Annotated in this window: 20 protein-coding genes; 10 read left to right on the plus strand and 10 right to left on the minus strand. The window is 57.6% G+C overall.

The features are described 5' to 3' along the window. Positions 1-283: 283 nt before the first annotated feature. Positions 284-2,485 (minus strand): catalase/peroxidase HPI, encoded by a 2,202-nt coding sequence (katG, locus tag DS906_RS16620; RefSeq protein WP_113791249.1) that lies wholly within the window; start codon positions 2,483-2,485, stop codon positions 284-286. Positions 2,486-2,755: 270 nt separating this feature from the next. After that, entirely contained in the window at positions 2,756-3,601 is an 846-nt protein-coding gene (locus DS906_RS16625) for an SDR family oxidoreductase (RefSeq protein WP_113791250.1), read from the minus strand. Between the two features lie 90 nt (positions 3,602-3,691). Between DS906_RS16625 and DS906_RS16630 the strand changes: the two genes are divergently transcribed. After that, complete coding sequence (locus DS906_RS16630; protein WP_113791251.1) at positions 3,692-4,324, plus strand: class I SAM-dependent methyltransferase; 633 nt, start codon at positions 3,692-3,694, stop codon at positions 4,322-4,324. Between the two features lie 5 nt (positions 4,325-4,329). Here DS906_RS16630 and DS906_RS16635 read toward each other — a convergent pair whose 3' ends face one another. From DS906_RS16635 to DS906_RS16645, 3 genes are read right to left on the minus strand one after another with little or no spacing between them, the layout of a single operon-like run. Beyond that, the gene (locus DS906_RS16635) at positions 4,330-5,109 is read right to left on the minus strand and encodes a carnitinyl-CoA dehydratase (protein WP_113791252.1); all 780 of its coding nucleotides are present in this window, start codon (positions 5,107-5,109) and stop codon (positions 4,330-4,332) included. Continuing rightward, complete coding sequence (locus tag DS906_RS16640) at positions 5,106-7,121, minus strand: acetate--CoA ligase family protein (RefSeq protein WP_113791253.1); 2,016 nt, start codon at positions 7,119-7,121, stop codon at positions 5,106-5,108. Before DS906_RS16640 ends, DS906_RS16635 begins: the two co-directional genes overlap by 4 nt. A gap of 16 nt (positions 7,122-7,137) precedes the next feature. Then, on the minus strand, positions 7,138-8,298 hold the full coding sequence (locus DS906_RS16645) for an acyl-CoA dehydrogenase family protein (RefSeq protein ID WP_113791254.1): 1,161 nt from the start codon (positions 8,296-8,298) through the stop codon (positions 7,138-7,140). Between the two features lie 77 nt (positions 8,299-8,375). Here DS906_RS16645 and DS906_RS16650 point away from each other — a divergent pair, with 77 nt between their 5' ends. Beyond that, entirely contained in the window at positions 8,376-9,317 is a 942-nt protein-coding gene (locus DS906_RS16650) for a GlxA family transcriptional regulator (protein WP_113791255.1), read from the plus strand. Here DS906_RS16650 and DS906_RS16655 read toward each other — a convergent pair. Together DS906_RS16655 and DS906_RS16660 are read right to left on the minus strand one after the other, a co-directional pair. Continuing rightward, on the minus strand, positions 9,314-10,303 hold the full coding sequence (locus DS906_RS16655) for a sterol desaturase family protein (protein WP_113791256.1): 990 nt from the start codon (positions 10,301-10,303) through the stop codon (positions 9,314-9,316). The two genes, DS906_RS16650 and DS906_RS16655, sit on opposite strands and share 4 nt — an antisense overlap. 22 nt (positions 10,304-10,325) lie before the next feature. Further along, on the minus strand, positions 10,326-11,081 hold the full coding sequence (locus DS906_RS16660; RefSeq protein WP_113791257.1) for a class II aldolase and adducin N-terminal domain-containing protein: 756 nt from the start codon (positions 11,079-11,081) through the stop codon (positions 10,326-10,328). A gap of 118 nt (positions 11,082-11,199) precedes the next feature. Between DS906_RS16660 and DS906_RS16665 the strand changes: the two genes are divergently transcribed. The 5 genes from DS906_RS16665 (at position 11,200) to DS906_RS16685 (ending at position 16,968) form a co-directional block, all read left to right on the plus strand. Further along, positions 11,200-12,075, plus strand: coding sequence for a LysR substrate-binding domain-containing protein (locus DS906_RS16665; RefSeq protein WP_113791258.1), 876 nt, complete (start codon positions 11,200-11,202; stop codon positions 12,073-12,075). Between the two features lie 144 nt (positions 12,076-12,219). Further along, complete coding sequence (gene ade, locus DS906_RS16670) at positions 12,220-14,022, plus strand: adenine deaminase (protein ID WP_113791259.1); 1,803 nt, start codon at positions 12,220-12,222, stop codon at positions 14,020-14,022. Then, positions 14,019-15,482 (plus strand): AMP nucleosidase, encoded by a 1,464-nt coding sequence (locus tag DS906_RS16675; protein WP_113791260.1) that lies wholly within the window; start codon positions 14,019-14,021, stop codon positions 15,480-15,482. Before ade ends, DS906_RS16675 begins: the two co-directional genes overlap by 4 nt. Before the next feature lie 130 nt (positions 15,483-15,612). Continuing rightward, positions 15,613-15,900 (plus strand): HU family DNA-binding protein, encoded by a 288-nt coding sequence (locus DS906_RS16680; RefSeq protein WP_039533371.1) that lies wholly within the window; start codon positions 15,613-15,615, stop codon positions 15,898-15,900. A gap of 234 nt (positions 15,901-16,134) precedes the next feature. Continuing rightward, positions 16,135-16,968 (plus strand): hypothetical protein, encoded by an 834-nt coding sequence (locus DS906_RS16685; protein WP_233494823.1) that lies wholly within the window; start codon positions 16,135-16,137, stop codon positions 16,966-16,968. 82 nt (positions 16,969-17,050) lie between these two features. Here the strand turns inward: DS906_RS16685 and DS906_RS16690 are convergent, their stop codons facing one another. Next, positions 17,051-18,247 (minus strand): BCCT family transporter, encoded by a 1,197-nt coding sequence (locus tag DS906_RS16690; RefSeq protein ID WP_113791290.1) that lies wholly within the window; start codon positions 18,245-18,247, stop codon positions 17,051-17,053. Positions 18,248-18,428: 181 nt separating this feature from the next. Here DS906_RS16690 and DS906_RS16695 point away from each other — a divergent pair, with 181 nt between their 5' ends. Beyond that, entirely contained in the window at positions 18,429-19,316 is an 888-nt protein-coding gene (locus DS906_RS16695; RefSeq protein ID WP_113791261.1) for a DMT family transporter, read from the plus strand. Here the strand turns inward: DS906_RS16695 and DS906_RS16700 are convergent. Further along, entirely contained in the window at positions 19,292-19,813 is a 522-nt protein-coding gene (locus tag DS906_RS16700) for a glutathione peroxidase (RefSeq protein ID WP_113791291.1), read from the minus strand. The genes DS906_RS16695 and DS906_RS16700 overlap by 25 nt on opposite strands. A gap of 145 nt (positions 19,814-19,958) precedes the next feature. On the opposite strand from DS906_RS16700, the gene msrB reads away from it, so the two are divergent. Next, the gene (gene msrB, locus DS906_RS16705) at positions 19,959-20,408 is read left to right on the plus strand and encodes a peptide-methionine (R)-S-oxide reductase MsrB (RefSeq protein WP_113791262.1); all 450 of its coding nucleotides are present in this window, start codon (positions 19,959-19,961) and stop codon (positions 20,406-20,408) included. Further along, the gene (msrA, locus tag DS906_RS16710) at positions 20,405-20,914 is read left to right on the plus strand and encodes a peptide-methionine (S)-S-oxide reductase MsrA (protein ID WP_113791263.1); all 510 of its coding nucleotides are present in this window, start codon (positions 20,405-20,407) and stop codon (positions 20,912-20,914) included. The genes msrB and msrA overlap by 4 nt, the downstream gene beginning before the upstream one ends. Positions 20,915-20,944: 30 nt before the next feature. Here the strand turns inward: msrA and DS906_RS16715 are convergent, their stop codons facing one another. Then, complete coding sequence (locus DS906_RS16715) at positions 20,945-22,948, minus strand: hydantoinase/oxoprolinase N-terminal domain-containing protein (RefSeq protein WP_113791264.1); 2,004 nt, start codon at positions 22,946-22,948, stop codon at positions 20,945-20,947. Positions 22,949-22,965 lie beyond the last annotated feature (17 nt).

The following is a 22,965-nucleotide window of genomic DNA, read 5'->3' on the forward strand; positions in this document are numbered from 1 at the left end:
AGCAGCGCCGGTGAAGGGGTATTTACGGATTAGGTCTGAGACCTGCAACCCCCATTTTGAAAAAACTTCACATTTCTCTGCAGAAACTCGCCCATGTTAATTAAAACAATAAGTTAGCTTAATAATTTGGACAAGAAACTCGGCTGGGCGCTGCGGGGTGCGAGGGTTAGTCAGAGCTTTGGACGGAATCGTACCCAATGCTGGGTATGCTTGCGGGACCCGACCCAATGAAAACGCCGCCCGAGTCCCCTCGGGCGGCGCTATCTCTGCGATGATTGCCTGTTTATTTCAGATCAAAACGATCAGCGTTCATCACCTTGTTCCAGGCCGAGACAAAGTCGCAAACAAATTTACCATCAGCACCCGTCTGGCCATAGACCTCAGCGAGCGCCCGCAGTTGCGAGTTGGAACCAAAGACCAAATCGACGCGTGTACCGGTCCATTTGACCTCACCGCTGGCGCGGTCACAACCTTCATAGAGGCCCTTCCCGGCAGGTTTCCATTCGGTGCCCATGTCCAGAATGTTGGTGAAGAAGTCATTGCTGAGTACACCAACATGATCCGTGAACACCCCATGCTTGGCGTCACCGAAGTTGGCGCCCAAAACACGCAGGCCACCGACAAGTGCCGTCATCTCTGGTGCGGACAAGGTCAACAATTGTGCGCGGTCGACCAGCAACTCCTCGGGCGAGACGGTGTAGTCGGTCTTTTGGTAGTTGCGGAAACCGTCTGCTACGGGTTCCAGCACTGCTACGCTGTCCACATCGGTCTGCTCTTGCGATGCATCGGTGCGGCCCGGGGTGAACGGAACCTCGACATCCTGACCGCCAGCTTTAGCAGCCTGCTCGATGCCGACGGCACCGGCCAGAACGATCAGGTCGGCCAGCGACACTTTCTTGTTGCCTGACTGCGCGCCGTTGAACGCGTCTTGAACGCCTGTCAGCGCATCCAGCGCCTTGGACAGTTTCATTGGCTCGTTGACGTCCCAATCTTTCTGAGGCGCAAGACGGATACGGGCGCCGTTGGCACCACCGCGCTTATCCGACCCGCGGAAGGTCGAGGCCGAGGCCCATGCGGTCGAGATCAGCTCGGACACCGACAGACCGGATGCAGCGATCTTGGATTTCAAATCCGCTACATCGGCAGCATCGACCAGATCGTGATCCACTGCAGGCACGTTGTCTTGCCAGATCAACTCCTCGGTCGGGGCTTCCGAACCGATATAGTTCGAACGCGGACCCATGTCGCGGTGGGTCAGCTTGAACCAGGCGCGTGCGAAGGCATCTGCAAACTCTTCCGGGTTCTCGTGGAAGCGTTTCGAGATCGGGCCATAGATCGGATCCATACGCATCGCCATGTCGGCGGTGGTCATCATGGTTTTGACTTTCTTGGTCGGATCACCGGCCGCTGGGGCCATGTCTTCTTCTTTGACGCCGATTGGTTCCCATATCCATGCGCCTGCGGGGCTTTTGGTCAGGTTCCACTCGTATCCGAACAGCAGGTCAAAGTATCCGTTGTCCCATTTGATCGGGTTTGCGGTCCATGCGCCCTCGATGCCCGAGGTCGTGGTATCGTCACCGACACCCGAACCGAACTTGTTGATCCAGCCAAGGCCCATCTCTTCGATCGGTGCCGCTTCGGGTTCGGGGCCGACCAGATCAGGATCACCCGCGCCGTGCGCCTTACCAAAGGTGTGGCCACCAGCAACCAACGCGACGGTTTCCTCGTCATTCATCGCCATCCGGCCAAAGGTGTCGCGGATATCCCGGCCCGAGGCCAGCACGTTTGGTTCACCGTCCGGACCTTCAGGGTTCACATAGATCAGACCCATCTGAACGGCGGCGAGTGGGTTTTCCATGTCGCGCTCACCAGTGTACCGGCTGTGCGGGTTGTCGGTGGGGGCAAGCCATTCAGTTTCGGAACCCCAATAGATGTCTTCTTCAGGCGCCCAGATATCCGCGCGACCACCAGCAAAGCCAAAAGTCTTGCCGCCCATGGATTCAATGGCGCAGTTCCCGGCCAGGATCATCAGGTCGGCCCAGGAAATCTGGTTGCCGTATTTCCGTTTGATCGGCCACAGCAGACGGCGCGCTTTGTCGAGGTTGCCATTGTCCGGCCAGCTGTTCAGTGGCGCAAAGCGCTGGTTCCCGGTCGAGGCTCCGCCACGGCCATCCGCCGTGCGATATGTACCGGCGCTGTGCCAGGCCATGCGGATGAACAGACCGCCATAGTGGCCATAGTCCGCAGGCCACCAGTCCTGAGAATCGGTCATCAGCGCGTACAGGTCTTCCTTCAGCGCTTTCAGGTCCAACTTCTTGAACTCTTCAGCGTAATCGAAATCAGGCCCCAGCGGGTTCGACGCAGGCGAATTCTGATGTAGGATCGACAGGTTCAGCTGGTTCGGCCACCAATCCCGGTTTGACCGGGTTCCTGCGCCGTGCATTACAGGGCATCCGCCCGTTTTAGGGTTATCACTTCCGTCCATGTCGATCTCCAATCCTGGCTAAAATCCGGCTCGTTCGCGCGGTGAGAAAACGCGGGCGATCAAGAACATATATAGATGACACTTTTACCGCTTTTAGATGCACGGCTTGGATTGCGCGCATTCTGTCAAAGGTATCGGCGACTCTTGTCTTGTCGCCGCCAGACCTAGCAAATTCGAACCATGCAAATAAGTTCTCTTTATGGATGGTTCTGATAACCAAAAGCTATCACTAAGCATCCGGGGCGCATCACTGCAAATCAAGGCGATAGCTCAGTCGTCAGTCATCAGCGACCGCAGCCCGACCCGATAGTTCGGATACATTAGCTTTGCACCCAGCTCATCCTTGATCCGATCGTTCCTGACCCGCTTGTTCTCATTGTAAAAGCTGCGCGCCATGGGGGTCATGTCGGCCTCGTCGAACGGTACTTCGGGCGGCAATGGCAATCCCTGCAATTCGGCCGCATAGGCGATGACATCCTGCGGTGGGACGGGTTCATCATCACATACGTTGTAAATCGCCCCCGGTTTGGGCGCGGACATGGACGCGGCAAGAACCTGGGCAATGTCGGCGACATGAATTCGGGAAAAGACCTGCCCCGGCTTGATGATACGTCGCATACCCACACGCTTGAGCTTGGAAAACGGCCCACGACCGGGACCGTAGATGCCCGCAAGGCGAAAGATGTGCGTTGGCAAGCCGGAGATGTTCTGCCACTGCTCTTCGGCCCGCACCCGCCATTTGCCGCGCTGCGCCGTTGGCGTCGCTGGAGTGGCCTCGTCGACCCAGTTGCCCTGATGATCGCCATACACGGCCGTGGTCGACAGGTAGCCAACCCATTTGAATTGCGCCGCCCGTTCGGCAATCTCATCAGCTAATGCAGCCAGAACCGGATCTCCGTTCGCGTTTGGCGCGGTCGAGATCAAAAGATGCGTCACCCCTTCCAGCTGTGGCACGTGCCCCGGCCAGATCACCGGCTCGGCGCCTGATGCCTTGACCACCGGCGATTGGGCCGGATCACGCGTCGTGCCGAAGATACGCCAGCCATGGGGTTGCAACTGACGGGACAAGGCCTGTGCCGAGTACCCGTGACCGAAGGAAAATAGTGTGCCTGTCATACGCTCTTAGATGATCCGCAATTTCGCCAGATGCAAGAACTCTGCCAAGGATACTTGATTCGAATCCCCCAATGCGCCTTTCTTTTGGGTATGAGTGACAAAACACCAGATCTGCACGCCGCCTACGCGCTGGATTCCCCTGAAGACCACAAACGCCTCTATGCTGAATGGGCCGGGGATTACGACGAAGGCTTTGCCACGCGCGAGGACTATCAGCTGCACATCCATACCGCCCGCGCATTTGTCGGCGCCGGCGGGCAAGGACCTGTTCTTGATGTAGGTGCAGGCACCGGCCTGTGCGGCGCGGTTCTGGCCCGGCTAGGTGTGGGACCGATAGATGCCACCGATATCAGCGCCGAGATGCTGGATCAGGCCATGCGCAAGGATATCTACCGCGACGCCATTGAGGCGGATCTGAACGAAGGCATCCCGGTGCCGCGCGAAAGCTACTCCGGGATCGTTTCATCCGGTTCGTTCACCCATGGCCACCTCGGGCCAGAAGCTTTGACTGCACTGCTGCGTGTGGCCCGCCCCGGTGCTCAATTCGCGTTGTCGATCAATGCCCAACATTATGAAAAGGTGGGATTTGCCGAAGCCCTGCACCGGTTGGCGCAAGGCCAGATTCGAAACCTGACCCTGCCCGAAGTTCGCATCTATGGTGATCTTGCATCTGGCCCCAACAAGGATGACACAGCGCTGATAGCCCTGTTTGAACGCGCTTAGGCCGACTATCGACCTTTCCACACGGGATCACGCTTTTCAGCAAAAGCGCGGGCGCCTTCCAGATTGTCTTCAGAGCCATAGAGGGTATCAACCGTCGGCAATTGCCGTCCGGTGATCCGATTCATGGCGTCCTGAAACTTCGAATCTTCGGCATCGCGCACGATTTCCTTGATCGCGGCATAAACCAAGGGCGGACCGCTGGCCAAAACACGCGCCAGCTCCCACGCCCGATCCATCAGTTGATCACCCGGAATGACCTCGTTCACCAACCCCCAGCTCTTTGCCTCATGCGGATCGAACCAGCGCCCGGTCAAAAGCAGTTCCATCGCCACATGATACGGAATGCGTTTTGGCAGTTTGACACTGGCGGCATCAGCAACGGTGCCGGACCGGATTTCCGGCAGCGCAAAACTGGCGTCTTCCGCGGCAAGGATCATGTCCGCGCTAAGGGCTAATTCTAACCCACCACCGCAGGCAATCCCGTTGACCGCGGCGATGACTGGCTTGTTCATATCCCGCAGTTCCTGCAATCCGCCAAATCCGCCGACGCCATAGTCTCCGTCCACGGCATCTCCGTCAGCGGCTGCTTTTAAATCCCAGCCGGGGCAAAAGAACTTCTCGCCGCCACCGGTCAGGATGGCGACGCGCAGATCGGGATCATCGCGAAAGTCACGAAACACTTCGCCCATGATACGGCTGGTCGCCAAATCAATCGCGTTCGCTTTGGGACGGTCTAAAGTGACTTCCAGAATTGCGCCATCGCGCTTGGTTTTGACCGGGTTCATTTACTTGCCTTTCGGATCAGAGCATCCACCGCTATGGCACGGTCCGGTGTGCAGATCAGTGGGTTTATTTCAACTTCGCTGACATGGGGTGCATTGGCAATGACGTAGGCCTGCACCGCATCGACAGCGTCCAGGATGGTCTCAACCTCTGCCGCTGGTTTGCCGCGATATCCCGCCAGCAAGGGGGCGCAGTTCAATTTGCCCAGCGCCTCTTTCACCGCGGTGCGAGAGGATGGGATCAAAAGTGAAACCGTGTCGCGCAGGATTTCGGTCAACACACCCCCTGCACCCAGCGTCAGAACAAATCCATGCGCCGGGTCTCGGGTCACGCCGACCAACAATTCTGCCACGCCGCCAACAGCCATTTCCTCAATCAGGACGTCATCGGTTCCGATATCCGCTGCGACTTCGCCCACAGCGTCGGCGAGAACCTCAAGGCGCACGGCCGCATGTTCCGACTTATGGGCCAGCCCAACGCCCTTGATCGCAAATGGACCAGTCAGCGCGGCAGAGGCTTGTTTCGCCAGATCCGCCGACACCACAACGTTGTGCGGAACACACACACCGAAATCCGCCAGCGCCTTTTTGGCTTCTGCTTCGGTCAGAACGTGATCTGCAACGGTATCCGAGGGCAGCAGGACCGGTTCGGCCTCCGTTGCTTGCGGTCGCGCGGCTGCCTCAATTGCCGCAAGCGCTTCGTGCAACCCGGCAAAGGGGACAACACCGCCATCGAGTAACCGCTGCGCAACGTTTTCGGGTAAGAGCTCCGGCAGGGTCGCCGTTACTGCAAAGGGACGCCCCGTCTGAGCAACGCAATTCAAGGCGGCCTGCGTGGCGCATTCCCAATCGGTCGCGTCCGTGTGCGGATAGTCAAGAATAGCCATAGTCAGGGCCTGTTCCGGGCCCATCATGGCAGTCCATGCGCAGGTCATGGCCGACGTGTCACGCCATATATAGGTGTGATAATCCAGCGGGTTCGCCAAGGCCACCATCGGCCCCAAGGCATCGCGCAAGTCAGCTTTTTGTGCTTGCGACAACGGCGGGAAGTGCAGGTCGCGCCCCTCGGCCATGTCGGCAGCCAGACTTGCCTCACCCCCCGAACAACTGATCGATCCCAAACCGTTCGTATCCAACCGCCCGGTCACGTGCAACAGCTTGAGGCATTCCAGGAAACTGGGAATGTCATCCAAACGCGCGATCCCAAGGCGATCCAGAAATGCCTGCCCGCCCGCGTCGCCTCCGGCCAATGATGCTGTGTGAGAAATCGTCGCCGCCTGTGCATGGGCGGACCGGCCCACCTTCAGCGCAATAATCGACACGTTACGAACCCGCGCCTTTTTGGCCAGCGCCTCCCATTTGCGCAGATCACCGAACCCCTCGATATGGACGCCAATCGCTGTGATCCGGTCATCATCCAACAGGGCTGAGGCGATGTCGGCCTGATGGGTCTGCGCTTGATTCCCACTGGTCAGCATGAAGGCCAACGGCAAGGCCCGGCGCTGCATCGTCATGTTGATCGCGATATTCGAACTTTGCGTCAGGATGGCCACGCCGCGATCTACCGGTCGCATGCCGTGCTGATCGGGCCAAACAGCGGCGCGGTCCAGCCCGTTGACGAAGCCATAGCAGTTTGGCCCCAGGATCGGCATCTCTCCGGCGGCAAGCACCAACCGGGCCTGCAAATTTGCACCCTGATCGTCCTCGGCATGCGCTTCGGTAAATCCCGAGGCAAAACACACAGCGCCCCCGGCCCCTATGGCCGAAAGGATCGCGATCGTCTCAATCGTTGCATGACGGTTGATGCCAACAAAGGCGACGTCAGGGGCCGCAGGCAAATCCTCAAGGCGTGCAAAGGCAGTCACACCCGCGATTTGACCGGCTTTTGGGTGGACCGGCCAAATGTCGCCCTGAAATCCGAATTTCCGGGCCTGCTCGATCACTGAGATGCACCAGGCACCGCCACCAATCACAGCAATGGATGTAGGATGTAAAACACGCGCCAGAGAAGACATCAGTAGCCCCCCACCGTTACGCACCCAGTGCCCTCAGAAGATCGCGGCTGATGATGTGCCGCTGAATTTCGCTGGTTCCGTCCCAGATTCGTTCGACCCGCGCGTCGCGCCAGAACCGCTCCAACGGGTAGTCGTCCATCAGACCCATGCCGCCGTGGATCTGGATGGCGGCATCGGTGACTCGCGCCAACATTTCCGAGGCATAGAGCTTGGCCGATGCGATTTCGCGATTTGCGGGCAGGCCTTTGTCCAGCCGATCCGCAGCGGCCAATGTTAACAGATCTGCGGCATCGATTTCGGTTATCATGTCTGCGATTTGGAATGACACGCCCTGAAACTTGCCGATCTTCTGGCCAAACTGTTCACGCGTTGCGGAATAGTCCAGCGCATAGTCGAAAGCCCGGCGCGCACGACCTACGGACATGGCGGCAACCGTGATCCGGGTCGCATAAAGCCAGGTGTTCATCACCTCGAACCCGCCATCGACCTCGCCCAGAACCTGAGCCTCCGGCAGACGGCAATCGTCGAAATCAAGAACCATGTTCTTGTAACCGCGATGGCTGACGGACTTGTACCCGTCCCGGATGGTGAAACCGGGAGTTCCGCGGTCCACCAGAAACGCCGTAATGCGTTTTTTGGGGCCTTTTGGCGTCTGGTCCTCTCCGGTCGCGATGAAAACGATGATGAAATCCGCGTGCTCCGCACCCGAGATGAAGTGCTTGGTGCCATTGACGACCCAGTCACCGCCATCCCGCACCGCGGCGCACTTCATTCCACGAACGTCTGACCCGGCACCGGGTTCGGTCATCGCCAGCGCGTCCATCCTTTCGCCTCGCACGGCGGGCATCAGATATCGTTCGACCTGCTCGCCCTCACACGCCATCAGGATGTTCTGAGGACGCCCGAAGAAGTGGTTCAGCGCCATAGATCCACGGCCCAGCTCACGTTCGACCAGCGCGAACTCCAGATGGTTCAACCCTGCACAACCAACGCTTTCGGGGAAGTTACAGGCATAAAAACCCAGCTCAATCGTCTTGCGCTTGATCTCATCCGCGATCTCCTGCGGAACTTCGCCGGTGCGCTCGACCAGCTCCTCATGTGGGTAGATTTCGTTTTCCACAAAGCTGCGAACGGTAGAGACGATCATCTCTTGTTCGTCGGACAATCCATATTGCATCGGGCGTCTCCACATCTGGCGTTGGGCATATCCTGACGCGGCTTGCCATTCGGAACGTGCAGAAATAGAAGTGTACCATGCAAGAATGGACTAAATCACCCTCTGCACCGCAGCAAATCGGAGTTCTTCTGTTCGAAGGATTCTCGAACCATTGCCTGGCCAACACGGTCGAGCCGCTGCGCGCTGCAAACACTCTGGCTGGTCGCAAATTGTACGATTGGCAGTTCCTTGCGTTAGAGGGTAGTCCGGTGACATCCTCATCCGGGCTGCAGGTCGCGCCGCATCGCCCTTTGCAGACCGCCAGCGGAGACATCCTCATGGTCATGCCATCTTATGGATTCCGCGCGCATGGCGGGTGGCGCACCCTTTCAGGCCTGCGTTCTGCGGATCAGCGGTTCAAAGTGCTGGCAGGCCTCGACACTGGCAGCTGGCTATTGGCGCAGGCAGGGCTGCTGGACGGCCATCGCGCCACGATACACTGGGAAGAGTTGACCGGATTTACTGAAAGGTTCCCCGATGTCGAAGCCCACCGCGAGCGCTATGTCATCGACCGCAATCGTATCACCTGTTCTGGGGCCATGGCGGCTTTTGACCTAGTGCTTCATCTGATTGCACGGGATCAGGGACAGGCCCTGGCGCTGGAAGTGTCGCAACTGTTCATGACCCGCGATTCAGCGCGCTCGCATGCGGGCGGTGCCGGCGCGACCAGCGGTTACGTGAACAAGGCGCTGGCCTTGATGCAGGAACACCTTGAGATCCCCTTGCCAGTGTCCGAAATCGCAAGCCGGGTTGGCCGATCGCAGAAAGCCTTGTCCGTCCGCATGCAGTCCGAGCTGGGCGCTGGCCCGGCGCAGGTCTATCGCCGCCTGCGCCTGAACCTTGCGCGCAAACTGGTGGCGGAAACCGACCTGAGCATTGGTGAGGTTGCCCTGCGCGCGGGCTATGACGACCCCAGCGCCCTGACCCGTGCCTTCAAAGCCGAATTCGGGGTCACGCCGCGCGCGCTTCGGGCCAGCTAGGTATACATCTGTTTCTTGTACGCTCTTGTCCGGGTCGTCGCCTCGGCCGATCCGTCATGATACGTGCCAAACCACTTGTCGAACGGGATTTCTGAGGTGCCGTAGTTGCACTCGAAATACCGGTGGTGAAGCTGGTGAAAGAAATCACCGGCACGAGCGGCATCCGTATCCCCGGCCTTTAGTTTTTCAAAACCGGAATGAGACAACACAGGGCTGATCTGCTGGAAGGAGGCATGGAACAGCACATGCAACGGGTGCGACGGAACGATCAGGTGGATGAAATAGGTCGTGAAGTACAACAGGTTCTCGTACCAATGGTTTGATATCCCCGACCAAGGCCCGGTGTTCACATTGCGATGATGCACAGCATGCACGTATTTGTAGAGTTTCGGGTGATGTTCCAGCCGGTGCACCCAGTAAAAGTGCAGACCAGACCACATTGGGATAAACACCATCCACACAACGAACCAGACAGGCGCGCCGGACCATGTGACGGTTGGCACATACCCATTGGCCATCGCCCAGTAGATGATCCACTGATAAACGGTCGCGACGGTCATCGCACTGCCCAGCGTCCACCAGATATTGTCCAGAACCTGATTGCGGAATGTGAACGTACCATTGTCGCGGGTCAGGTCGCGGCGGTCGAACTTTTTGTACATGCCCTGCCCTTTTCGCATGTACAGCCACCAGTGCAGCCCACCTGCGATCAGGATCTGTGGCACCATGTTCAGCAGCCAGATGCGAAACATCCAACCCGGTGCAAAGCTTTGCGTATTTTCCAAAGATGGGAAAAAGAGAGCATAGGCGGTCACCGCCAGCGCAAGGCACAAGGTTAATGCCGTGATCTGCAGCCACGCCCCGCTGTACCATTTCAGCACAGCTGACGGACGTGGTGGCCAATTGAACAAGGGGTTTAACCCCACCGGACCTTCAGGATGATAGTGCCAGCGGGCGGATTCGGGATTCTGTGGAGTGTCAGACATGGTCGTTACCCTGATGAGGTTGTCATGTGGCGTAGTCAGAGCCGCCATCGTCCAGTAAGGCCTTGATCTCTCGCAGATGAGCCTGGGCCTGATCGGGATAGTCTTCCAATTCTTGCGCAGTCTTTTCAGCAATCTCATCTGGCAGAACGCGCAATGGCTGTCCGGTCTGCAGCGCACGGATGTAGGTTTCCGCTGCGCGTTCAAAATAATAAAGCCTGTTAAAGGCATCCGCCGGGTCACTGCCGATCACAAGAACACCGTGATTGCCCATGATCATGACCTTCTTCTTTGGGTCCGACAGCATCGACGCGCAGCGCTCACCTTCGCTTTCAAAGGCCAGCCCCCCGAACTCTTCATCCACGACGTATCGGTCGTAGAACGTGGCCGTATTCTGATCGATCGGCGGCAAAGTGCTATCCGCCAACGATGCAAGGACCGTTGCAAAGATCGAATGCACGTGCATCACACAACGCGCATGCGGACAGTGACGATGAATTGATCCGTGCAGACCCCAAGCCGTCGGATCGGGGGCACCGGGCTGATTCATCACTTCGGCGTCATTGGCGTCCAACAGCAACAGATTTGACGCTTTGACCCGCGCAAAATGCATCTGGTTCGGGTTCATCAGGAATTGGGTGCCTTCCGGGTTCACCGCCAGACTAAAATGGTTGGCGACGCCTTCGTGCATGTTCAGCCGCTCGACCCAGCGAAAGGTTGCAGCCAGATCAACACGTTCGGCCCAGTGGTCGATATTGGCGCGCAGGTTGGTAACAGTCATTCCGGGCTCCTTTGCGGATAGCTGAGAACTTTCGGAAATCGTGCCTGTAGCGTCAAAATTTGACCAACGAAAAAAACGCAACTATTCCATTAGCTGAGCTAATGGCAAGGTTATACGCATGCAGAAACCACTTCCTCCGCTGGGTTGGCTCCGCACGTTTGAGGCGGCGGCGCGGCACTTGTCCTTTACCGGTGCAGCCCGAGATCTGAACATGACGCAAAGCGCGGTCAGTCAACAGATCAAGTCCTTGGAAGGATATCTTGGCCAGCCTTTATTTTTGCGTCGACCACGCGCGTTAGAACTGACCGAAGCGGGCATCACGTATCTTCCGGTGGTGCGCGAGGCATTTCGGACACTGGTTCGTGGAACTCAGGCAGTGACCGGCGCCCAGCAGAACGCGGTTCAGGTTCAAAGCAACATAACCTTCGCCGTGAATTGGCTGGCACCCAGACTGCCGAAATTCCGGGCGTTACACCCCGAGGTGCAGCTGAATATCTTTACTGAGCTTTGGGAGCCGCGCGAAATGGCCGAAGGGGCCGCAGTGGAAATCCGTTATTCACTACGGCCGTCAGATATCGTTCGGACCGAATTACTGAGAACCGATCATTATTATCCAGTCTGCGCGCCGGGCTACCAGGTGACGTTGGGCGACCTGCAACAACACCCGCTTTTTGACTGCTCAAACCTGCTGTCGAATTGGCTAGGTTGGGCCGAAGAACAGGGTCTAAATTGGGGAAATCCTGCAATCACATATTCGACGACCTACTTGGTCAGCTTGTCCGTAGCCATGGCTGGCGGAGGGCTGTGTCTGGCGCATGACACCATTGCCAGTGACCTGATTGCGCAAGATCGTTTAGTAGCCCCGTTCGCCCATCGCGCACCCATGCCCGAAGCCTATTATCTGCTTCTGTCACCGCGCGCCGAAGAAAGCCCCGGCGCCATTGCTTTTGCCAATTGGGTTCGCCGCGAGCTGGAGATTGATCCACAGAAATAACCGAGGGCTGCTCCCGCCCATCATCGATGCCCTGCCGTGCGTCTCTTCTGGTTTGGCCAGGCAGCGCTGACGCGCTGCGTGACGGTTTGATGATACCTGTTCACAAGGGGTTGAACCTTCCTGCACATTCGGGAAAGTTGGGCCATGGAACACACACCCATCCCTAGTTGGCCCGATGTCGCCCCCCGTCTGATTGCCGTAGCCGCAGGTCGTGAAGCCGCGGATATGGTCATTCGCGGCGGAATCTGGGTGAATGTGCACAGCCGCGAAACCCTTCCGAACCATGACATTGCGATCGCTGATGGGCGCATCGCTTATGTCGGACCCGATGCATCACATTGCACCGGCCCAGAGACTCAGGTCATCGAGGCCGCCGGGCGCTATATGATCCCTGGCCTGTGTGATGCCCATATGCATATCGAATCGGGCATGCTGACACCGGCTGAATTTGCCGGCGCTGTCATTCCGCATGGAACCACCAGCATGTTCACCGACCCGCATGAGATCGCAAATGTCCTTGGCCTGGACGGCGTGCGCATGATGCATGACGAGGCGATGATGCAACCGGTGAACATCTTTACCCAGATGCCGTCCTGTGCCCCATCTGCACCGGGATTAGAGACGACGGGGTACGAAATCACCGCCGAAGACGTTGCCGAGGCGATGAACTGGCCGGGCATCGTCGGTTTGGGCGAGATGATGAACTTTCCGGGTGTCATCAACGGCGACCCAAAGATGCTGGCGGAAATCGTCGCCACGCAACGCGCCGGGAAAACCGTAGGCGGGCACTACGCTTCGCCTGATTTAGGGCCTAATTTTGCGGCTTATGTGGCCGGGGGACCGGCGGATGATCACGAAGGTACCTGCGAGGCGGACGCGATCGCGCGTGTTCGGCAGGGAATGCGGTCGATGATGCGGCTGGGCTCAGCCTGGTATGACGTCGAAAGCCAAATCACGGCTGTCACGGAAAAAGGTCTGGACCCGCGCAACTTTATTTTGTGCACCGACGACTGCCACTCAGGGACGCTGGTCAATGACGGCCATATGAATCGCGTGGTTCGGCACGCCATCGCTTGCGGATGTGATCCGCTGATTGCCTTGCAAATGGCAACGATCAACACGGCGACCCATTTCGGGCTGGAACGCGAGATCGGCTCGATCACGCCAGGGCGGCGCGCGGATGTCATACTTAGCTCGGACCTGAAAGAACTGCCCATCGAGACCGTGATAGCGCGCGGTCAGATCGTGGCCGAGAACGGTAAAATCACCGTTGATTGCCCGCACCTCAACTGGCCTGATACCGCCCGGAACACCGTGCATCTGGGGCATACCCTGACCACTGCCGATTTCGAAATCCAAGCACCTGCAGGGGCAAACCGTGTGCAGGCCAACGTGATCGGCGTGGTGGAAAACCAGGCTCCGACCAAAGCTCTGAAGGCTGAACTGCCGATCATCGAAGGATTGGTCGAGGGCGACGACAATGTCTGCCAGATCGCGCTGGTTGAACGGCACCAGGCGACGGGCGGCGTGACGAACGCTTTCGTTTCCGGATTCGGATATCAGGGCAAAATGGCCATGGCCTCGACCGTGGCACATGACAGTCACCACATGATCGTAGTCGGCACGGACCGCGAACAGATGGCACTGGCCGCAAACAGGCTGGCCGAGGTGGGTGGTGGTATCACCATCTTCCGCGATGGGGAAGAACTTGCGCTGGTCGAATTGCCCATTGCGGGCCTGATGTCTGACAGCCCTGCATCACAGGTTGCTGCCAAGGCCGACGACATGGTTGCGGCGATGGAGGCCTGCGGGTGCACCCTCAACAACGCATATATGCAGCACTCACTTTTGGCACTGGTCGTGATTCCGGAATTGCGGATATCGGATCTGGGTCTGGTGGATGTGCGCACCTTTGAAAAAATCGATCTTCTGGAACCACTTGCATGACAATAATAAAAACACCCGACGCACCTAAACCGGAACAATTCACCGACCCCAAAGCAGCGGTCGCTCGGTTGGAAGCGCTGTATGAACAAGCAACCCGCTTTCTGTGCGACAGTTTCTCGGCAGCCATTGAACACGGCGCACCAACTGCGCGGTTCAGAGCCTACTACCCGGAAATCCGTATCAGAACGTCGTCCTATGCGCATGTCGACAGCCGCCTGAGTTTTGGCCACGTCTCGGAACCGGGTATTCATGCCACGACCGTTACGCGACCGGATTTGTTTCGGTCTTATTTGACCCAGCAGATCGCGTTGCTGATCAAGAATCACGACCAGCCCGTTACGGTTGGGCCGTCCGAAACGCCGATCCCGGTGCATTTCGCGGTTGCCAACAATCCCGATCTGCACGTTCCGCAACAGGGCGCGGCCGGGTTCACGTTGCGCGATGTCTTTGACGTTCCCGACCTGACCACGACCAACGATGATATCGTCAACGGGGTGTACGACCACGAGGATGAAGCCGGCCCGCTGGCCTTGTTTACTGCCCAACGCGTCGACTATTCGCTGGCCCGGCTTGCGCATTATACCGCGACGGATCCCAGCCATTTCCAGAACCATGTCCTGTTCACGAACTACCAGTTCTACGTCTCAGAATTCGAGAATTACGCGCGCGCGCAATTGGCCGATCCGGACAGCGGTTACACCAGCTTCGTCTCGACCGGGAATGTCGAGATCACGGACTCCAAGGAAGAGTTGGTCCAACCACTGAAGCTGCCGCAAATGCCAACCTATCACCTGAAGCGCGAGGACGGGTCCGGGATAACTCTGGTCAATATCGGAGTTGGGCCGTCGAACGCTAAAACGGCCACCGATCATATCGCCGTTCTGCGGCCCCACGCCTGGCTGATGGTCGGCCACTGTGCCGGGTTGCGCAACACGCAGGCGCTTGGGGATTTCGTTCTGGCCCACGCCTATCTGCGCGAAGACAAGGTGCTGGACGATGACCTGCCAGTCTGGGTTCCGATCCCGCCACTGGCCGAGGTTCAGGTCGCGCTGGAAAGCGCCGTGGCCGAGGTCACCGAGTTGGAAGGGTACGAGCTTAAGCGGATCATGCGCACAGGCACCGTCGCCTCGGTCGACAACCGCAACTGGGAACTGCGCGATCAGTCCGGCCCGGTGCAGCGGCTCAGTCAATCCCGCGCCATTGCACTGGATATGGAAAGCGCAACCATCGCCGCAAATGGCTATCGGTTCCGGGTTCCCTACGGCACGTTGTTGTGTGTTTCTGACAAACCGCTGCACGGCGAATTAAAGCTTCCGGGCATGGCATCTGCCTTTTACACCACCCAGGTCAGTCGCCATCTTGCAATCGGAATTCGGGCGATGGAACATCTGCGCGGCATGCCGTTAGAGCGTCTGCACAGCCGGAAATTGCGTTCATTCGACGAAACAGCCTTTCTCTGAAGCAAAAAAGCAACGATTTCCCCATATTTTTAGGGTTTTCGGCGCTACTATTCGTTGTGTTCGACCACAATATCCCGTTACAGTTACGCGGTGAGGCCCTATGTATCGGGCACGTTAAGGAGACCAAGAAATGGCAAAGCCTATGACAAAGACTCAGCTGGTGGCTGCTCTCGCTGAGGAAATGGGAACCGACAAGAAAGCTGCGAACGCAGCGTTGGAGGCCATGACCGGCCTAATCACCCGCGAAGTTTCCGCCGGCGGCGCAGTGACCCTGCCTGGCGTTGGCAAAATCTACTGCCGCGAGCGCCCCGAGCGCATGGTGCGCAACCCCGCCACCGGCGAACAGTTCAAGAAAGAAGCGGACAAAGTGGTCAAAATGACCATCGCGAAAGCTCTGAAGGACAGCGTGAACGGCTGATCTCAGTCTTCACTGCAAACGATTGAGGGCCGCCGTTTGGGGGCCCTTTTTCTTTGTTCGCCTGTTGGAACGAATTTTGGCACAGCCGATGGATTTCGATGTACTTTGCGGGTTACCCGTCTAGTTGTTGAATAACAACATCTGAATTCATCGATCGGTTTGCAAAACGTGGCGCACTTCTTCCCCAAAATCTCGCCTCTGGCGATTGCCTTTTTTCTAACCTGGACAACTCAGTTGGCTGCGCAACCCGTTGGTTTGGGCTTTCAGGTTGATGGGCTTGCGGCGTATCAAGGCAGCGCATCCCTAAGCGGAGGTGGCAATTTCTCTGCAAGTCGTGCCTTTATTCGTGGCGGTTCGCTGTATAATACCGGCGATGGTACGTCATTTGGCCTGTCCATAAGCCTTGGGCAATTTGACTACGACTTCAGTCAGACTGACAATCAACCATGGACCGACATACGCGATATCCGGATCTCGTTTCCGGTACGCGCGCGCGTCAGTGAATCGGCACAACTGTTTATATCCCCACAAATCAGATGGGATTATCAAAGTGGCATAGACGCGTCTGATGGGCGGACTTACGGGGTTTTTGCCGGTCTGGCTTGGGAAGTCAGTAGTCGCTTAACGATTGGACCTGCATTCGGCGTTTTTTCCCAACTCGAGGAAGAAGGCGTGGACTTTTTTCCGGCTCTTCTGGTGGATTGGGACATCAATGACCGTTGGAATCTGAATACGGGATCAGGGATTGGCGCAACCAGAGGGCCGGGGCTGACACTGAGTTATGCCATGACTGACACAATAAACCTGTCTTTGGCTGCGCGCTCTGAACGCATCCGCTTTCGCCTGGATGACCAAGATCTTGCGCCAGATGGCGTTGGGGAAGACAAGAGCATCCCGGTTGTATTGGCCTTGGACTACAGCCCCAATCCAGGAGTTTCTCTAAACGTTTTTGCCGGAGCTGAATTCGATGGCCGGCTTACTCTGGATGACGAAAATGGAAATGAGATTAGCCGACAATCTTACGACACTGCACCGCTTGTCGGTTTTGCGTTCCGTTTTCGATTCTGACTTTTTCCAAGAAAGAGATTCAAGACCATGGAAAACGGGCGCCGGTTTAAGCGCCCGTCTGTTCTTTTTTTCCGTTCAGCAATTAGTGAACCGTCTCAACCTTGTGGAAGTCCAGATCACGACCTTCTGGCATTGAATCGATGCTCATCACCTCCTTGCGCTTGGTGATCAGGATGTAGACCACGCAAGCCAAATAGAGGCCAACGACTACAGCTCCGATCCACTGGATCTGCAGCCACTGGCTCTGGAACAACAGGGTCAGGACGAACAACAGCACAACGTTGCCTGCAACGTAGATCGCCTTACCAAACCGCTCGACTGTCAGGTTCAAGTTGTCAGTGTACAGACGGATCAGCGAGTCCAGCGAGTTGATCACAAAGGTCACGCCCACAATCACCATCGCGATGTTGGTGATGCCCGCAGTGCTGATGCCGTTCAGGTGATAGTAGTAGAGAACGGTGAACCAGATCGCCAACGGGATCGACGGGAAGATCAGCAGCGCGGCCAGCAATTGCCAGGTTTTCAGCCCGCCGACAAAGCGCGAGGTGAACTGGCCAATCATGATCGACCACGCAAACCACCAGAACAGGTAAAAGGCGTGATAATCAGTCAGCGGCAACACGAACTTGTGCAGATTGGCGAAATAGGCACCGATATTGCTGCCGGTTTCAACAATTCCGGTCATGCCCATGACCGCGGCAATCCACATTCCAAGGATCAGCGTCAGGAACAGGATAGTCGAACCTACAGACAGGATACGGACGTATTTCAGGTCGGTTGACGAATATGCCGCCGCCAGAATGACCACAAATACGATGACATAGAAAGTGGTGACAACGGATTCGCCGTCTCCAACCTCGGGCAGATAGCCGGGCAGGTAGATCAGGAACAGGCTGGCGGTGAAGGCGCAGGTGCCGATGATGACCACGTTGTTGATCAGCTTGACCAGCGGGATCTCAAAAAACTTCACGCGGGGTTCGATGACGCAGAAATAGAACGCTGTCAGGAAGTAGAAGGCCCAGATCAGAAAGCCCCAGAAGCCGAACTCGATGGCCAGCGGGTTCGCAAAGGCATAGGCCGGTTCCTCGGCATAGCCGCCAAACTCGGTCAGCGGGAACATGATCAGGCCAACATCCAGACCGGACGTGAAAAGGATCGCGATGAATGTGAACAGATGCACCGGCGTGACGCCCACACAGCGCAGGTTCCACCATTTCACGACGAAGAAAGCGACCAGGCCCAATGCCAGCAGGACGCCGAAAGACAGAATATACTCCAAAAGCACCAACATTCCTCCCTTGGTTAGTCAGAGTGCGGATCGTATAACTTTAATTGACTGATCAATCAACAAAACTGCCAAAGCTGAATGCAACAGGCGAAACCTGTGTTTATTTTGACGCGCGGTGCTTGCGCGTTTCAGGAATTTCGGAAACAGTCGCGGCGTTTGGGAAAGGGTCACCATGGATTTGCGCGCCATAGCCATGGGGCTGGCATTTGCCTTCATCTGGTCGTCAGCCTTTACCTCGGCGCGGATCATCGTCGCCGATGCCTCGCCCCTGTTCTCACTGGCGCTGCGATTTCTGATTTCGGGGTTGCTGGGGGTCGCAATTGCGCGGGCCATGGGCCAAAGCTGGCGTCTGACTCGCGCGCAGTGGTACGCAACCATCCTGTTCGGAATATGCCAAAATGCCCTGTATTTGGGTCTGAATTTCTACGCAATGCAAACCGTACAGGCATCTGTTGCGGCGATTATTGCATCAACAATGCCCCTGATCGTCGCGCTGGCCAGCTGGACCCTTTTCCACGAAAAACTTCGACCGCTGGGCGTGTTCGGGTTGCTGGCCGGTTTCGCGGGCGTCGCGTTGATCATGAGCAGCCGGATAAGCGCGGGCGCAGACCTGTTTGGCGTCATGTTGTGCGGGCTTGGGGCACTGGCGCTCAGCTTTGCGACCTTGGCTGTGCGCGGGGCAACCTCCGGCGGCAATTTCATGATGGTGGTCGGACTTCAGATGCTTGTGGGCGCGGCAATTCTGTTCCTCGCAGCCCCTATATTCGAGACAATTTACATCCATCCCAACGGTCCCTGGTTGCTCGCGTTTGCCTACACAACGCTGTTCCCCGGCCTGCTGGCGACGCTAATTTGGTTCATGCTGTTGAACCGTATCGGCGCGATCCGGGCCGCGACTTTTCACTTTCTGAACCCGGTGTTTGGTGTGGCCGTCGCCGCAGTTTTCCTGGGCGAAAAACTTGGGCCCATGGATGCAGTAGGTGTCGGTATCACAACGCTGGGTATTCTGGCGGTGCAGTTGTCCCGGCAAACCGATCAGCGGAGCAAGGCCTCAACCTGACGCAACAGTTTCGGTGAATCCGGTTTGACGTTCGACCCATAGGTCGCAATCACTTCACCCGCTGGATCAATCAGGATCTTGTTGAAATTCCACTTGGGTACGAATCCCGTCTGCTGAGCAACCGCACGGTAGAACGGATGGGCCGCAACGCCCTTTAGTGACGTGATGTCGGTCATGGGCAAGGTCAAGCCATAGTTCATCTCGCAGAACTGCTTGATCTCTGCCGCCGTGCCTAATTCCTGATTGAACGAATCCGAAGGGACGGCCAAAACCACGAGACCTCGATCAGCATAGGTGTCATGAATCTTTTGCAAGCCAGCATATTGCCCTGTGAATCCGCAATGGGATGCCGTGTTCACAACCAGTACCGGCTTGCCTCGCCAATCCTCAAGGGACAAATTGCCACCGTCGATCGAGACAAATTCACCGGTCAAAGGTGCTGCTTGAACCACGCGGGCAACCAGCAATAGGGCGAATAACAGAAGCAGTCTGAACATGGCGTCACCTCCTTTATTGTGAATTACGTACGCGTCTGGCATTCGGATCACCTGCACGAGAACGAGAGCCGGCTGAAATATGATTTTGATTTCCGCGCCACTGTGCCCAAATAGAAATCCAGATCGCATCAACACCGGAGAAGCCATGACCCGCTACACCAAAGACCCCGAGGCCATTGCCGCTCTCTCACCCGAAGAATACCACGTCACCCAACGCAGCGGTACAGAACGCCCCGGCACCGGAAAACTACTGAATAACATCGAACCGGGTATCTACGTCGATATCGTCTCGGGCGAACCGTTGTTTGCCTCGGCCCACAAATACGAATCCGGGTGCGGTTGGCCCAGCTTTACCAAACCCATCGTGCACGAGCATGTTGAAGAAATCGAAGATCGCACGCTTGGGATGATCCGGACCGAGGTGCGCTCGAAACATGGGGACAGTCATCTGGGGCATGTGTTCCCTGACGGTCCGCGCGAACACGGCGGGCTGCGCTACTGCATCAACTCTGCCTCATTGCGGTTCATTCATCGCGATGAGATGGAGGCCGAAGGGTATGGCGAATACCTGATCCATGTGGAGGACATCCAATGACCACTGAACGCGCTGTTCTTGCCGGAGGTTGCTTTTGGGGCATGCAGGACCTGATCCGCAAGCTACCCGGTGTGTCTGGCACCCGCGTCGGCTATACCGGCGGCGACGTGCCCAACGCCACCTACCGCAACCACGGCACCCATGCCGAAGGGATCGAGATCATTTTCGACCCCGCGCAGACCACCTTTCGCGACCTGCTCGAGTTCTTCTTTCAGATCCACGACCCGACAACAGTGAATCGTCAGGGCAATGACCGCGGGATGAGCTATCGCTCGGCCATTTACTATGTGAATGCCACCCAAAAACAGATGGCGGAAGACACGATTGCCGATGTGAATGCCAGCGGCATTTGGCCGGGCAAAGTCGTCACCGAGGTCGAACCCGTAGGCGATTTCTGGGAAGCCGAGCCGGAGCACCAAGATTATCTTGAGCGTATCCCCAACGGCTATACCTGCCACTTCCCGCGCCCCGATTGGGTTCTGCCCAAACGCAGCGCGGCTGAGTAACCGGTTTGCCCCCCTTTGTTAGTGGGGGGGCTAACCAGACGCCATCCTTGGGCGCCCGCTGGCTTCGACCGTGATCATCGCTTCGACAAACACGTCCTGCGCTTCGATGCGCGCGGTGCGGATGTCGCGATCGACAACCACCCGGATATCTGTCGCTCCGGCCTGTCGCACTGCACCCTCGGCCTGATCCCTCAGAACCGTTTCCAGCAACGCCAGCGCCTTGTCGGATTCTGTGAAGTCCTGCGGCCCTTCTTCCAGATGAACCCGGTAGCGCCCTTCGGACGGGGACGTCACCGTTCCCGATCTGCGCAATGTAAGCCGGCCAACAACTGCCCCGATCGCGTTGGCCACGCCTGCGTGTTCCGGCAGGATCATAGTGCAATGCAAACGATCCCCGACAGCCGGATAATAGCTGGGAGCCGAAGCGCCAAGACCTACCACATCCACGTTCAGCGATGCGTCCAGCGCCAGCAAACCGCGATGCCGCGCCAGCCCTTTCTGCATCAGGACATGCCGAGCCAGTTCGGCGGGCGGAAGACCAAATCCTTCGGCTTCTTCCGCAAAAGCGGTCTCTAACAAGGTCAAAGATGTCTGTTCGGTCAGTTGATCCACGATCATCTGCGCCAACTGTTCCGGGGTGGCGGCCAACCTGTCGCCAGTCCCCACCCGCTTGCGCGCAACCAGCTCCAACGCCTTGTGGGCTGCGTCCGCATCCCAGGCATGCAATCGGCCCAAAACATGGCTGGCATCCGATGGCGTCACACCCGAAACCTGAACGACACCGCGATCCACCAGACGCGACAAAGCTCCGTTCTCCATGCGGGTGCGCAGCAGGTCACTTAGGGGCATGACGTTCTCGCCCAGCCTCTCCAACAGCGACTCTTCGCGCGCACCCAACCCGTCGGCGTTGATACCGGGAACACGGCGGGCGAACCGCGTGTCATGCTCACCCACAGTTGTTGCGCGCAGTTGAGTATCCAGAACGGCGTGAACGACCTCAGGTGCCTCGGCAGCAATCAGGGAAACCGGCAGCACCCGTCGCGGCCCCAAAAACACGCCGCCACCCAGCCCTTCGGTGACCACATGCACCTGACTGTCTCCACCCAGACCATGGGTCCGCATCGCCACGGCCTCAACCATGGTACGGAATCCGCCGACCTGCGCCCCTGCCGGATCAATCGCTGGTTTGCCGTCCCGGATCAGCGCGACATCCGTTGTTGTACCGCCAATATCTGACACCAGCGCGTTTTGAACCCCTGTCAGCCAGCTTGCACCGACGATCGAGGCTGCAGGACCACTAAGGATGGTTTCAATCGGCCGCTCTCGCGCCTGTTCTGCGCTCATCAGCGCGCCGTCACCACGCACAACCATCATCGGCGCTGTAATACCCAGATCAACCAACTGATCCTGCGCCCGCCCGATCAGACGGTCGATCATGCCGATCAAACGCGCGTTCAAAACCGCCGTGACCGCGCGCTTCGGACCGTTTAGCTTGGCCGAGAGTTGATGAGAGCACGTCACCGGAGCGCCGGTCTTTTCAGAAATGATACGCGCGGCCTGCAACTCGTGCGCCGGGTTCCGCGTGGCGAATTGCGCCGCAACCGCAAAACCGGAGACGTCCTGATGCGAGGCTAAAAAGGCCTTTAAAGCATCTACATCCAACGGCGCTGCTTCACCGCCGGCATGTGTATGCCCACCGCCGATCCCAAGCGCCGGATCGCCTTTCAGCGCATCCCTCAGCCCGTGTTTCTCAAGGTCCGTATCCTTGAAACCAATGTAAATCAGCGCGACACGACCACCCTGCCCTTCGACCAAAGCATTGGTTGCCAACGTGGTCGACAAGGACGCCATCGACACCTGGTCCGGCGATACTTGTGCCTGATCCAACACCGCCGAAATCGCTTGGCCCACGCCAATCGCCAAATCGGACCGTGTGGTCAGGGATTTGGCCGAGGCGATCACCTCTTTCTCATCCCGGATCAGCACTGCGTCCGTATAGGTTCCACCCGTATCCACCCCCAAAGCCAACGCCATCGGGATCTCCTTCCTGT

Origin of the sequence: Ruegeria sp. A3M17 (assembly GCF_003318255.1) — a bacterium.
Taxonomy (GTDB): domain Bacteria; phylum Pseudomonadota; class Alphaproteobacteria; order Rhodobacterales; family Rhodobacteraceae; genus Ruegeria.